The sequence below is a fragment of the Cellulomonas sp. McL0617 genome, from assembly GCF_049994875.1.
Lineage (GTDB): Bacteria > Actinomycetota > Actinomycetes > Actinomycetales > Cellulomonadaceae > Cellulomonas.
Genome location: NZ_CP188256.1, coordinates 3,110,296 through 3,122,925, shown reverse-complemented (window position 1 = coordinate 3,122,925; position 12,630 = coordinate 3,110,296). Strand labels below are relative to the sequence as shown.

The window sequence follows — 12,630 nt, the reverse complement described above, 5'->3', positions numbered from 1 at the left end:
GCGAGCCGATCATAGGAATCGAACCGGGCATGGTGGGAGCGATTCCACGTATCGATACGGTCACGGGTCTCGTGCGCCGAGCGGGAGCCCCGCGGCTCACGTCCCGGGTGCCTCCGGCTGGTCGCGGGCGAGCAGGGTCTCGAGGCGGTCGAAGCGACGCTCGGCCACGGTGCGCCGGTCCGACAGCCACCGCTCGACCTCGGTGAAGCCTGCGGGCGCGAGGACGCAGGTGCGCACTCGTCCGGTCTTCTCCGTGCGGATCAGGCCGCACTGCTCGAGGACCTGCACGTGCTGGACCACCGCCGCGAGCGACAGCGGGAGGGGTCGGGCGAGCTCGCTGACCGAGAGCGGTCCGGCGCCGAGCCGCTCGATCAGCGCCCGACGCGTGGGGTCCGCGAGCGCCTGGAACACCAGCTCGATGCTCATCCGGCTCCAATACTTAAGTGGGCACTTGACAGTCCGGCCGCTCGCGGCCAACACTCAAGTGTTCACTTGAGTATGTCAGACGACGCAGGGAGACGTCATGGATACCGGTCAGCCCACCGCCTCGCGGGTGTTCTTCGCGGTCAGCATGTCGCTCGACGGGTACGTCGCACCGTCCGGCATGGATCTCGAGCACGCCGCCGACCCGACCTACCTCGACTGGGCGCAGCGCTGGGGCGCGCTGCAGGACTGGATCCTGCCGCAGCGCTTCTTCCGGGAGAACCTCGGCCTGGGGGAGGGCGGCGAGACGGGGCCCGACGACGACCTGGCGCGCGCGGTCCACGCGCGCACCGGGGTGACCGTCATGGGCAAGCGCATGTTCGACGGTGGAGAGATGTTCTGGCCGGAGGACGCACCGTTCCACACGCCGGTGTTCGTCGTGACGCACACCGAGCGCTCGCCCTGGGAGCGCCCGGGAGGCACCACGTTCCACTTCGTCAACGACGGCATCGAGAGCGCGCTGGCGCAGGCCTGCGCCGTGGCGGGCGGCAGGGACGTCCGCATCGGCGGCGGCGCGGACCTCATCCAGCAGTACCTGGCCGCCGGGTTGGTCGACGAGTGCGTCCTGTCGCTCGCGCCGGTGGTCCTCGGCGGCGGCACGCCCCTGTTCGACCGCATCGGCTTCGGGACGATCGGCCTCGAACCCGTCGAGACCATCTCCACCCCGAGGGCCACCCACCTGCGCTTCGCCGTCACCCGCGGCTGAGGCGCGAGAACGGCCCCGCACCGCCGGGATGGCGGTGCGGGGCCGTTCGGTCAGGCTCAGGACGAGGCGGTCGCCAGCTCGGCGTCGTCGATGTCGTCGAGCTCGGCGTCCAGCTCGGCCGCATCCAGCGCGTCGTCGGCGTGCAGCGCCACGTGCGTGGTGCCGTCGACGTCGAGGGACTCGACCACGGCCTCGGACTCGATCTTGGTGGCCAGCGGCTTGTGCTTGATGAACACGAGCACGATGGCGGCGGCGATCGCGAGCGGGACCATGTACAGGAACACCGGCGTCAGGGCGTCGTTGTACGCGCCGACGATGATCTCGCGCACCTGGTCCGGCAGGCTGTGCACGAGGTCGGGCGTGAAGCTGCCCGTGTCGCCCGCCCCGGAGGCCGGCAGACGCTGGGTCAGCAGGTGGGCGAGGTTCGTCGCGAACAGCGACCCGACGACGGCCGAACCGACCGACGCGCCGATCTGGCGGAAGTAGTTGTTCGACGACGTCGCGGTGCCGACGACCTTCAGCGAGAAGGAGTTCTGCACGACGAGCACCAGGTTCTGCATGGTCATGCCGAGCCCGACACCCATGATCGCGGTGTACCCGCAGATGACCCAGACGGCCAGGCCGGGCGTCATCGTGGAGAGCAGGAACAGGGCGACGGCGACGAGCACCATGCCGATCGGCGGGTACCACTTGTACGTGCCGGTACGCGAGATCGCGATGCCGGTGATGACCGACGTCAGCAGCAGGCCGAGCATCATCGGGACCATGAGCAGGCCGGCCTCGGTGGCGCTGGAGCCGGTGACCATCTGCAGGTAGGTGGGCAGGTAGGCCAGGGCGCCGAACATCGAGATCCCGGTGAGCAGGCCGCCCAGGGTGGCGACGTTGAAGTTCCGGTTGCGGAACAGGGCCAGCGGCATGATCGGCTCGGCGGCGCGGCGCTCGACCAGCACGAAGGCGATCCCGGCCACGACGGCGCCGGCGATCATCCCGATGATCTGGGGCGAGCCCCAGGCGTAGGTCGAACCGGCCCAGGTGGTGATCAGCACGATGCACGTGGTCGCGATGGCGATCAGGGCCATGCCGGCGTAGTCCAGGCGAGGCTTCGCCAGCTCGCGCTTGGGCAGGTGGATGAACTTCACGGCGGAGGCGATCGCAAGGATGCCGAGCGGCACGTTCATCCAGAACGCCCAGCGCCAGCCGGGGCCCTCGGTGAAGAACCCGCCGAGCAGGGGACCGGCCACGGAGGACACGGCGAACACGGCGCCCATGATCCCGTTGTAACGGCCACGCTCACGGGCGGGCACGACGTCGGCGATGATCGCCAGCGCCAGGATCATCAGGCCACCGCCGCCGAGGCCCTGGACGGCACGGCCGGCGATGAGGGTGGTCATGGAGTGCGCGAGGCCGCCGATGACGGAGCCGACGAGGAAGATGCCGATCGCGCTGACGAACAGCCACTTTCGGCCGACGAGGTCGCCGAGCTTGCCGTAGACGGGCATGACGATCGTCGAGGCCAGGATGTAGGCGGTGGTCACCCACACCATGTGCTCGACGCCGTGCAGCTCGCCGACGATGGTCGGAAGGGCGGTCGAGAAGATCATCTGGTCGAGCGACGCCAGCAGCATCGCGATGAGCAGGCCGGCGAACACCAGCAGGACGCCCCGGTGGGACGTCGCGCCGGCCGGCTGCGAGAGGCTCTGCGGCGCCTGTTCGGCGTCCGCGGTGGTGGTGGTCACGTCAGGTTCTCCCATGTTGTCCTCAGGAGCGCGTTCGCGCGTTCCTCGATCTGGTCTGTGGTGGCGAGCCCGGGCATCGCCGCGGCTTCCTTCATGGCGCCGCGAGCGGCGAATGCTGCCGCGATGACGGCGACCTCGGCCCAGGCCGTGTCCTGCTCGGTCCCGACCCCGCGGGCGGCGGCGATCCGGGCCAGGGCCTCGGCGAACGCGTCCTGCGTGTCGCCGAGCTGGCGGAACGCGGCGGCCAGCAGGTGCGGGTGGCGCTGGAACATCTCGCGGCGCTGGTCGCGACGGGCTCCGGCCTGCATGGTGGTGCGGATCTTCTCGACGAAGAACCGGACGGCCACCTCGCGCAGGCTCAGGGTGTCGCTGGCCGCGACGACGTCGGCGACCATCGCGTCGATCTCGTGCGCGTCGGGCGCGTTGAGCAGCGCGTCGTCCTTCGACTCGAAGTAGTTGAAGAACGTGCGGGGCGAGACGCCGGCCGCGGCGCTGATCGCCTCGACGGTCGCGCCGTCCAGGCCGTGCTCGAGCGCCAGGTCGAGGGCGGCGTCCGCGATGCGGTGCCGCGTCTCGACGCGCTTGCGCTCCCGCAGCCCGGTCTCGATTGATTGCATAACTGCATTATTGCATGACTGCAAAGAGTGGGACCTGTGACGTCGGTCACGTGCGAAGGCCCCCTCGCTCGGCTGAGCGAGAGGGCCTCCGGTCGAGTCGTGTCAGGCGATGAGCTTCCAGGCCGTCCACGGGGTGCCGGGGGCGGTGCCGGTGGTCCACCACTGCGCCAGGTAGGTGTGGCCGAGGTAGGTCACCGTCTCGCCGCCGACGTACACGGTGGCCGCGCTCCAGGCCGGGAACGACCCGGCCGGGACCGGCGCCGGGATCTCGGTCCAGGGCCCACCGACCGCGCCGGGGACCTGGTTGCGCGTCCACCACTGGGCCTTGTACTTCTTGCCGTTGTCGACCACCACATCGCCGGCGGTGAAGACCCGCGAGGGCGTCCAGACCGCGGTGCCGTCGGCGGCCGTCGCCAGCTCCTCCCAGGAGCCGGTGGCGGTGGAGCCGGGCACCTCGCCGGAGGTCCACCACTGCGCCCGGAACACCTTGCCCGCGTAGGTCACCTTGTCGCCCGTGTTGTAGACCTTGTGCGCGTCCCACGCGGGCGGTCCGGGAACGCCCTGCGCGCCGAGGCCGAGGTCGCAGCTCACGCGCCCGCTGTACAGCGCGTGACCCTCGCCGGGCGTGCCCGGGCCGGTGCCGAAGACGCCGTCGTCGGACCAGACGACCTCCTTGGTCCCGCCGACGCAGGTCGAGCTCGGCGCGATGGCGAAGCCCTCCAGGTTGTCCACGGGCAGGCCGGCCGGCTTGCTGTAGGCGACCTCGGGGACGATCGCGCCGGTCGAGCTGACCTTGAGCACGGTCGAGGCGACGCCGCAGGTGTTGTCACACAGTGCCCAGATCCGTTGCGCGTCGGCGTCGTACTGCACGTCCATGACGTGTCCCATGCCGGTGTCGACGACCGCCACGCGGTGGAACGTGTGGTCGCTGTTGAGGGCGTAGGCGTAGAGCTTGCCGTCGTTCTCGAGCGCCGCGAAGTAGAGGCCGGTGCCGTGCAGCGGGTAGCTGCCGGGCTTGTACGTCAGGCCGGTGGAGGCGTCGACGAACCCGTTGGCCACGAGGTAGCTGTCCGGCACGAAGGTGGCGCCCTCGAACCCGAGGTTGGCCTCGGTCTTGTTGCCGGCGTGCAGCTCGGGGAACTCGGCGGTCAGGTCCCACTGGTCGGTGGCGACGAGCTGCGTGCCGGACTGGGCCGGGTCGAACCGCAGGATCGAGTTCAGCGGGTTGGTGTTGGCGGCGTTGTTGCGCTCGGTGGTCACGTAGAGGGCGCCGTCCTGGCCCACGGTCAGGCCCTCGGAGTCGGGCTGGTTGGTCGTCACGTCGGTGCTGCCGGGGAAGAAGATCTCCTTGCCCGCGGCCCAGCCGTTGCTCGTGTCGGAGACCCAGAGGCCGCCCTGCTCGACCAGGCGGAACACCCAGCTCTTGTTCTTCACGGAGTAGAGGACGTTCGCGTTGCTCGGGTCGAACACCAGGCCGCTGACGTCCCGACCCTCGGGGCCGGTGGTCGTCGTCCACGCGCACTGGGCGTCCGCGACGGTGACGGCGGCCGAGCCGGGCCAGGCGGTCGGGGTGAGCGCCGTGGCCGGCAGCGAACCCGTCCCGGAAGGGGCCTCGGGCTGGCAGGGCAGGGTCGGACCGGTGCCGCCGCCTCCCGTCCCGCCGCCCACGGGCGTCTGGCACGCGGCGGCGTTCGACGCGCCGAAGCTCTTGGTGGTCACCGAGACGAAGTCGCCGGACCCGTCGGGGCAGCGGGCGTAGGAGCCGGCCCCGATGGGGTTCGTCTCGTCCGTGCCCGCCTGCCCGGCGGTGTAGGTCACCGAGTCGACCAGGGTGCCGGCGGTGCCGTTGGGGCCGTCGGGCAGGTAGAGCTTCACACCGTCACCGCCGCTGCCCAGACCCTTGGTGGAGGCCAGGTAGACGAAGCCGCGCGCCGGGACGACGGTGGTCGCGGTGCCGTCGAGGAGCTTCGCCGAGAACGCGGTGGCCGCGCCGGCCGCGCCGCTGTCGATCTGCAACCAGCCGGCGATGCTCACGTCGGCGCTGCCGCTGTTGTACAGCTCGACCGCGTCACCGACCGGGGTGCTCCCGTTGTCCGACGACACCTCGTTGATGCGGATGTGCGTCCAGTCGGGCTGGGCAGGCGCGAACCGGCTGGTGCCCGGCGACCCGATGTCGCCCGTGCTGGACGCCCACGACGCCTCGACGTCGCCCACGGCGGACAGCTGCCACTGCGACGCGTCGTCGGCGCCGAGCGCGGCGGCGCTCGTCGGGATGCCGGCGACGCCCTGCGTGCGCGGGCCCTTGACGGTGCCGGTGCCCTGGTCGTTGTAGGTGAGGCGGTCGACGAGGTTCGCGACGGCGTCGGGACCGTCGAAGAGGTTGATCTCGTCGGCACGCCCGAGGTTGGTGGTGTTGCCGGCGAGGATCTTGACGCCGGCGCCCAGGGCCCACTCGCTGCGGAAGCTCGCGTCCGCGGACTCGGTGACGAGGGCGGACTCGCCGGCGGCGAGCGTGCCCAGGCTGTCCAGCGGCACCGTCCCCGGCGTCTCGCTGTCGTCGTCGAACGACCAGCCTGCCAGGCTCACGGGCGCCGCGCCGAGGTTGGTGAGCTCGATGTACTCGCCCAAGGAGTGGACCGGGTTGTACATCCACTCGGTGATGCGCACCTGCGGTGCGGCGTCGGCCTGCGCCGCTGCGGGCAAGGCGATCGCCAGGGCGCTCAGGGTGGTCAGGACGGCAAGGGGCGCGACGGCGCGCGGGAGGCCACGTTTCACGGTCCGAGTCTGTCGACGTCGCGCGTACAGATCGGGACGTCACGGACAACGGCGGGCAAACAGCAGGGGTGCGGAGGACGTGTTCTGTTCTTCCTGGTGGGCCACACTGGGCGGAGCCCCCGGGAGGTGCCATGGACGCAACCAGCAGCCCACGCCACATCGCGCTCGTCGCGCACGACAACAAGAAGGTCGAGCTCCTGCGGTGGGCCGAGTACAACCGCGGGACGCTCGCGCACCACGTGCTCTACGCGACCGGCACCACCGGGACCATGCTCGAGTACGAGCTGGGGCTCCCCGTGCACCGGTTCCTGTCGGGGCCGGTGGGTGGCGACCAGCAGATCGGCGCGCGGATCGCCGAGGGCACCATCTCGATGCTCATCTTCTTCTGGGACCCGCTCGAGCCGCAGCCCCACGACCCGGACGTGAAGGCGCTCCTGCGCATCGCGACCGTGTGGAACGTGCCCATGGCCTGCAACGTCTCCACGGCGGACATGATCATCTCCTCCCCGCTGCTGGCCGGGGACTACGAGGGCACGCGACCCGACCTCAGCCCCCGCGCCTGGGAGGGTCCCCCCGACGAGGCGCCCTAGACTCCGGCTGTGACGGGCGGTGAGGTCGAGCTGGGCCCGCTCCTGGCGACCAAGCTGTACGTCCCGGGGGCGCACGGCGCGCTGGTCGACCGGCCGCGGCTGACCGAGCGGCTGGATCGCGGCGCGGAGTCCGCGCTCCTGCTCGTCTCCGCGCCGGCCGGGTTCGGCAAGTCGACGCTGCTGGCGCAGTGGGCGTCGTCCCGGGACGTCGCGTGGCTCTCGCTCGACCGCGACGACAACGACCCGACGAGGTTCTGGACGTATGTCGTCGCCGCCCTGCGCACGGCGGTCCCCGGCGTGGGCGAGACCGCCGGGTCGATGCTCGCCCAGGGCGCCCCGACGCAGGCGGTGCTGGCCGTGCTGCTCAACGACCTCGTCGCGACGCCGCACGACGTCCTGCTCGTGCTCGACGACTACCACCTGGTCGAGACGCCCGCCGTGCACGAGGCCGTCGCCTTCCTTCTCGACCACCTGCCGGAGCGGCTGCACCTCGTCATCTCCGGCCGCACGGACCCGCCGCTGCCGATGGCGCGGTTGCGGGCGGCCGGCCGGCTGGTCGAGGTCCGCGCGTCGGACCTCCGGTTCACGTCCGACGAGGTCGACGCCTACCTCAACCGGTCGATGGGGCTGCGGCTGACCGCGCCCGACACCGCCGCGCTCGAGGCGCGCACCGAGGGGTGGATCGCCGCGCTGCAGCTGGCTGCCCTGTCCCTGCAGGGCCGCGACGACGCGGGCGGATTCATCGCGGGCTTCGCGGGCGACGACCGGTACGTCGTCGACTACCTGGTCGAGGAGGTGCTCGTCCGCCAGCCGGAGCAGGTGCAGTCGTTCCTCCTGCACACCTCGATCCTCGACCGGCTCACCGGACCGCTGTGCGACGCGGTCACCGGGCAACCGACCGGCAGGTCGATGCTCGAGGCCCTGGACCGCGCCAACCTGTTCCTGGTCCCGCTGGACGACCGCCGGCAGTGGTACCGCTATCACCGGCTGTTCGCGGACGTGCTCGGCGCGCGCCTGCTCGAGGCGCACCCGGACCGGCTGCCCGAGCTGCACCGCCGGGCGAGCGCCTGGTATGCGCACGAGGGTGCGGTCGCCGAGGCCGTCGGCCACGCCCTGGCGGCGGGCGATGTCGACCGCGCCGCGGACCTGGTCGAGCTCGCCGTGCCCACCATGCGCCGGCAGCGGCAGGAGGCGACGGTGCTCGGCTGGCTGCGGGCGCTGCCCGAGCCGGTCCTGCGCATGCGGCCCGTGCTGAGCGTCCACTACGCCGGGGCGCTGCTGTCGACCGGCCACCTCGACGACGTCGACGAACGACTGCGGGACGCCGAGCGCTGGCTCGACCCGGGTGCGGACCGATCGGTGATGACCGTCCTGGACCACGTCGAGTTCGCCAGGATGCCCGCTCTGCTCGCCCTCTACCGCGCCGCGCACTGGCTCGCGCTCGGCGACGTGACCTCGGCGATCGCGTCGGCCGAGAGCGCACTCGAGAACGCCGGTGACGCGGACCTGGTGCGCGGTGCCGCGGCCGGCCTGCTCGGGCTGGCGTACTGGGCGACGGGCGAGCTCGAGGCGGGGCACCGGAGCTGGGCCGAGTCGGCGACGAGCCTCGAACGCGCCGGGCACCTCGCCGACACGTTCGGCTGCGCGGTCGCGATGGCCGACATCCGGCTCGCGCAGGGACGGCTCCGCGACGCGCAGCGGACGTACGAGCGTGCCCTGGCGCTCGCCGGCCCCGCGCTGCGCGGTGCGGCCGACATGTTCGTCGGCCTGGCCGGTGTGCACCGCGAGCGCGGCGACCTGGCCGCGGCGGAGGACGACCTGGCCCGCAGCGACGCCCTCGGCGACCACCTGGGGCTCCCGCAGAACCCGTACCGGTGGCGGGTGGCGATGGCCCGGATCCGGGAGAGCGCGGGCGACCTCGACGGCGCGCTGACCCTGCTGGACGACGCCGAGCGCGTGTACGTGCCCGACTTCTTCCCCGACGTCCACCCGATCGCTGCCGTACGGGCGCGGGTGCAGATCCGGCAGGGCGACCTCGCCGGCGCCCGCAGCTGGGCGGTCGCGCGCGGGCTGTCCGCCGACGACGACCTGGTCTACCTGCGCGAGTTCGAGCACCTGACGCTGGCGCGGCTGCTGGCCGCCTCGCCGGAGGACCGCGACCAGGCCGTGCGGCTGCTCGAACGCCTGCTGGCGGCCGCGGAGTCCGGCGGCCGGACCGGCAGCGCGCTCGAGATCCTGGTCCAGCTCGCCCTCGCCCAGCAGGCTCGCGGCGACGGCCGGGCCGCGACGGAGGCCGTCGAGCGCGCCGTCGCGCTCGCGGCGCCGGAGGGCTACGTCCGCACGTTCGCCGACGAGGGCCGCCCGCTGGCCGCCCTGCTCGCGAAGGGCACCCCGGCGGCTCGTCGGCTCCTGGCCGCGTTCGGCGAACGCCCCGTGCGACAGCCGCTCGTCGACCCGCTCAGCGAGCGCGAGCTCGACGTCCTGCGGCTGCTGCGGTCGGACCTGGACGGCCCGGAGATCGCCCGTGAGCTCGTCGTCTCCCTGCACACCGTGCGCAGCCACACCAAGAGCATCTACGCCAAGCTCGGCGTGAACAGCCGTCGCGCGGCCGTGCGCCGGGCCGAGGAGCTCGACCTGCTGGGGACCACCGGCACCTGAGCAGAGATCACCACATGTGGTGATCCGCGCTCACCACCTCGGCTCCTACGTTCCCGTCATGAGCCAGCCCCGAACCAGCGAACCGCACGACGGCCAGCGGTACGAGATCCGCCTCGAAGGGCACCTCGAACCTCGATGGTCGGCCTGGTTCGACGGGCTGACGCTCACTCAGGACGTCGACGGGACGACGGTCGTCCGCGGTCCGGTCCTCGACCAGGCAGCCCTGCACGGGCTGCTCCAGAAGGTGCGCGACGTGGGGCTGCCCCTCGTCTCGGTGTCGCGCATCGACGCCTCGCCCGAACCTCTGAACCCGAACCTCTGACAGGAGCACGCCATGACCACCATCGAACGCACGCAGACCCCGACCTCCGCCAAGCCCTCGACACTGCGCCGGACCGCGCGCATCGCGGGCTGGCTCTACCTGGCCACCTTCGTCACCTCGATCCCCGCCCGGGCGCTGTACGGCCCCGCGCTGGAGCACGGCTGGATCCTCGGTTCCGGCAGCGTCGCGGGCGTCCAGCTGGGTCTGGTCCTCGACGTCCTGTGCGCCCTGGCCGGCATCGGCACCGCGGTCGCACTCTTCCCGGTCGTCCGGCGGCAGAGCGAGGGCGTCGCGCTCGCCTTCGTCGGCAGCAGGACGCTGGAGGCCGCCGGCCTCGTCCTCGGCGTGGTCAGCCTGTTCGCCGTGGTGACGCTGCGGCAGGCCGGCGGCGAGGCGGCGACGCTGAGCACCACCGGCGACGCGCTCGTGGCCCTGCACACCTGGGCCTATCTCGTCGGCCCGGGCGTCCTGTCCGGCGTCAACGCCCTGCTGCTGGGATCGCTCATGTACCGGTCGCGCCTGGTGCCCCGCGTGATCCCGCTGGTCGGTCTGATCGGCGCTCCGCTGCTGCTCGCCTCCGACGTCGCGACGATGTTCGGCGCCTTCGGTCAGTTCTCGTCGCCGGCCGCCGTCGCGGCCTTCCCGGTCGCGCTGTGGGAGCTGTCGGTCGGCCTGTGGATGGCGTTCAAGGGCTTCCGTCCGTCGCCGATCACGGCCGATCTCGTCTGATCGTCCGATCCGGTCCGGCCCCTCGAGCGAGGGGCCGGACCTGCGGCGTCCCCCGACTGCCGACACATCGGTCGTGACCCGGGTCAGCATCGTTGAGCCGCCCGCGTGGTCGCCGCACCCCAACGGCTGAACGAGCGGCTGAGACTGAACCGACGGCCTGGCTGGCCCGTCATGGGGTGCGCGATCCTTGTGACATGGACCTGCGCGTCGAAGTGTCGGATGCGGACATCGCCATCGCCCGGCGGCTCTGGAGCCGCGCCGCGAACGGTGGTGCCGAGCCGGCGCGGGTCGAGCGGCTGCTGTCGGACTACGTCCAGCTGATCAGCGCCCAGGCCCAGCAGATCGCCGACGACTTCCGGCGCCGGCAGCTCGACGGCGCTGCCTGAACGGCCTCAGTCGACGTCGGTCAGTCGAAGAAGGTCAGTCGAAGAAGGTCAGTCGAAGAAGGGCGGGAGGAGGTCGTCGTCGGCCTCGTCGGCCGCCGACTGCACCCCCTGCGTCGGCTGCTGGTCGTTCTTCGGCCTCCACCACGGTGCGTTCATGATCTCGATCGTCCCGCCGTGCGGACGCCCAGGTCAGGGCCGAAAGGCCCGATCGGACCGCGCCGGCGCCGAGCGCCGTGTCGTCGCCGGTTGTTCCGATCCCGTCCGCGTCCCGTTCGTCACCGGCGTCGAGACTGGAGGTCGTGACCACCACCGCGTCGTCCGCGCTGCACCACCGCCTCCCCGTCCCCGGGTCCACGGTCTGGGCCGTCGTGCACCCGATCGGCCCGCTCCCGACCGATGGCGCCGCCGACGAGCGGTTCGTCTCGGTGATGGGCGAGGTCAACGGAGCGCGCCTGGACGCGCCCGGCTGGGGCTATGCGCAGGTGTGGTCCTCCGAGGAGCTGTGCCGCCGGCACGCCTGGTCCCTGCAATGCGTGGGCCGACGCTTCTACGAAGGGCTGGAGGTGCGCCGGGTGCTCGTCGTCGGCCCGGCGCTGTTCCGCCTCGCGCCCTAGGGTGAGTTCCGGACGTTGTGCGTCCGGAAGGCGAGGAGCGTGGCCGGTGACCCGAACCCGACGGCGCGAGCGCTGACGGCGCTCGAGCTCATCTCGGCGAGCCCGGGGATCTCCGCGGAGCGGATCGCCGCGCGGCTGGGCGTCTCCGAGCGTGCCGCCCGGCGCTACGTCGCGACCCTGCGCGAGGCCGACATCCCGATCGTGTCGGTCCGCGGGCCGTACGGCGGCTACCGCGTCGGCCGGGGCCTGCGTCCGCCCCCTCTCGTGTTCACGGCCGCCGAGGCGCTGGCGCTCGTGATGGCGGTGCTGGACGGGCACCACGACGCCGACGACCCGGACCAGCCTGTCGGCGCCGCGCTCGGCAAGATCGTGCGGTCGCTGCCCGAGTCCGTCGCCGCGCCCGTCCGTGCGGTGCGCGACGTCGCGGCGCCCGCACCCGACCGGGCGGCGGCCCGACCCGACCCGTCGATCGCCACCGTGCTGGTGCAGGCCTGCTCGGCGCGCACCCGGGTGCGGCTGGCGTACCGGTCGCAGAACGGCAACACCTGGCACCCGGAGGTCGAGCCGTGGGCGGTCGTCGTCCGGCACGGTCGCTGGTACCTGCTGTGCCACTCGCCGTCGGCCGACGCCACGCGTGCCTACCGCGTCGATCGGGTCGCCCGGGTCGAGCTGCTCCCGGAGACGTTCGAGCCACCGCCGGACCTCGATGCGGTCGCCGAGCTCGAGGCGCACCTCGCGGTGGGCTGGGAGCATGCCGTCGACGTGGTGGTCCGGGCGCCCGCGCACCGCGCGGCCGAGTGGTTGCCGCGAGAGCTCGGGCGGCTGGAACCGATCGACGGCTCGTCGTGCCGGCTGGTCGGCAGCACCAGCGACCCGCCCTGGTACGCAGGGCGACTGGCGACGGTCCCCGTGCCCTTCGAGGTGCTCGGCGGACCGGAGCTGCGCGCCGTCGTGCGGTCGCTCGGTCGGCGTCTGCTCGATGCGAGCACGGCTGCTCCTTGAGCGCTGGGGTGG

Annotated in this window: 12 protein-coding genes; 8 read left to right on the top strand and 4 right to left on the bottom strand. The window is 72.3% G+C overall.

From position 1 onward, the window contains the following. Positions 1–96 precede the first annotated feature (96 nt). Complete coding sequence (locus ACPPVS_RS14035; protein ID WP_426592872.1) at positions 97–426, bottom strand: ArsR/SmtB family transcription factor; 330 nt, start codon at positions 424–426, stop codon at positions 97–99. Between the two features lie 97 nt (positions 427–523). On the opposite strand from ACPPVS_RS14035, the gene ACPPVS_RS14030 reads away from it, so the two are divergent. Continuing rightward, positions 524–1,189, top strand: a complete 666-nt coding sequence (locus tag ACPPVS_RS14030; RefSeq protein ID WP_426592871.1) for a dihydrofolate reductase family protein — start codon at positions 524–526, stop codon at positions 1,187–1,189. A 56-nt stretch (positions 1,190–1,245) separates the two neighbouring features. Here ACPPVS_RS14030 and ACPPVS_RS14025 read toward each other — a convergent pair whose 3' ends face one another. The 3 genes from ACPPVS_RS14025 to ACPPVS_RS14015 form a co-directional block, all read right to left on the bottom strand. Further along, positions 1,246–2,925: an MDR family MFS transporter gene (locus ACPPVS_RS14025; RefSeq protein ID WP_426592870.1), complete on the bottom strand. Its 1,680-nt coding sequence runs from the start codon at positions 2,923–2,925 to the stop codon at positions 1,246–1,248. Further along, complete coding sequence (locus tag ACPPVS_RS14020) at positions 2,922–3,542, bottom strand: TetR/AcrR family transcriptional regulator (RefSeq protein WP_426592869.1); 621 nt, start codon at positions 3,540–3,542, stop codon at positions 2,922–2,924. The genes ACPPVS_RS14025 and ACPPVS_RS14020 overlap by 4 nt, the downstream gene beginning before the upstream one ends. Positions 3,543–3,644: 102 nt before the next feature. Continuing rightward, positions 3,645–6,317 (bottom strand): lamin tail domain-containing protein, encoded by a 2,673-nt coding sequence (locus ACPPVS_RS14015; protein ID WP_426592868.1) that lies wholly within the window; start codon positions 6,315–6,317, stop codon positions 3,645–3,647. A gap of 131 nt (positions 6,318–6,448) precedes the next feature. Here ACPPVS_RS14015 and ACPPVS_RS14010 point away from each other — a divergent pair, with 131 nt between their 5' ends. From ACPPVS_RS14010 to ACPPVS_RS13980, 7 genes are all read left to right on the top strand, one after another. Next, positions 6,449–6,907 (top strand): methylglyoxal synthase, encoded by a 459-nt coding sequence (locus ACPPVS_RS14010; RefSeq protein WP_426592867.1) that lies wholly within the window; start codon positions 6,449–6,451, stop codon positions 6,905–6,907. Positions 6,908–6,916: 9 nt separating this feature from the next. Beyond that, the gene (locus ACPPVS_RS14005; protein ID WP_426592866.1) at positions 6,917–9,565 is read left to right on the top strand and encodes a LuxR C-terminal-related transcriptional regulator; all 2,649 of its coding nucleotides are present in this window, start codon (positions 6,917–6,919) and stop codon (positions 9,563–9,565) included. Positions 9,566–9,623: 58 nt separating this feature from the next. Continuing rightward, positions 9,624–9,887 (top strand): hypothetical protein, encoded by a 264-nt coding sequence (locus ACPPVS_RS14000; RefSeq protein WP_426592865.1) that lies wholly within the window; start codon positions 9,624–9,626, stop codon positions 9,885–9,887. A 12-nt stretch (positions 9,888–9,899) separates the two neighbouring features. Beyond that, entirely contained in the window at positions 9,900–10,616 is a 717-nt protein-coding gene (locus tag ACPPVS_RS13995; RefSeq protein WP_426592864.1) for a DUF4386 domain-containing protein, read from the top strand. A 194-nt stretch (positions 10,617–10,810) separates the two neighbouring features. Beyond that, entirely contained in the window at positions 10,811–11,002 is a 192-nt protein-coding gene (locus ACPPVS_RS13990) for a hypothetical protein (protein ID WP_426592863.1), read from the top strand. A gap of 299 nt (positions 11,003–11,301) precedes the next feature. Then, a complete protein-coding gene (locus ACPPVS_RS13985; RefSeq protein WP_426592862.1) occupies positions 11,302–11,616 on the top strand; it encodes a hypothetical protein in 315 nt (104 codons plus the stop codon). Between the two features lie 39 nt (positions 11,617–11,655). Further along, positions 11,656–12,618 (top strand): helix-turn-helix transcriptional regulator, encoded by a 963-nt coding sequence (locus ACPPVS_RS13980; RefSeq protein WP_426592861.1) that lies wholly within the window; start codon positions 11,656–11,658, stop codon positions 12,616–12,618. Positions 12,619–12,630 lie beyond the last annotated feature (12 nt).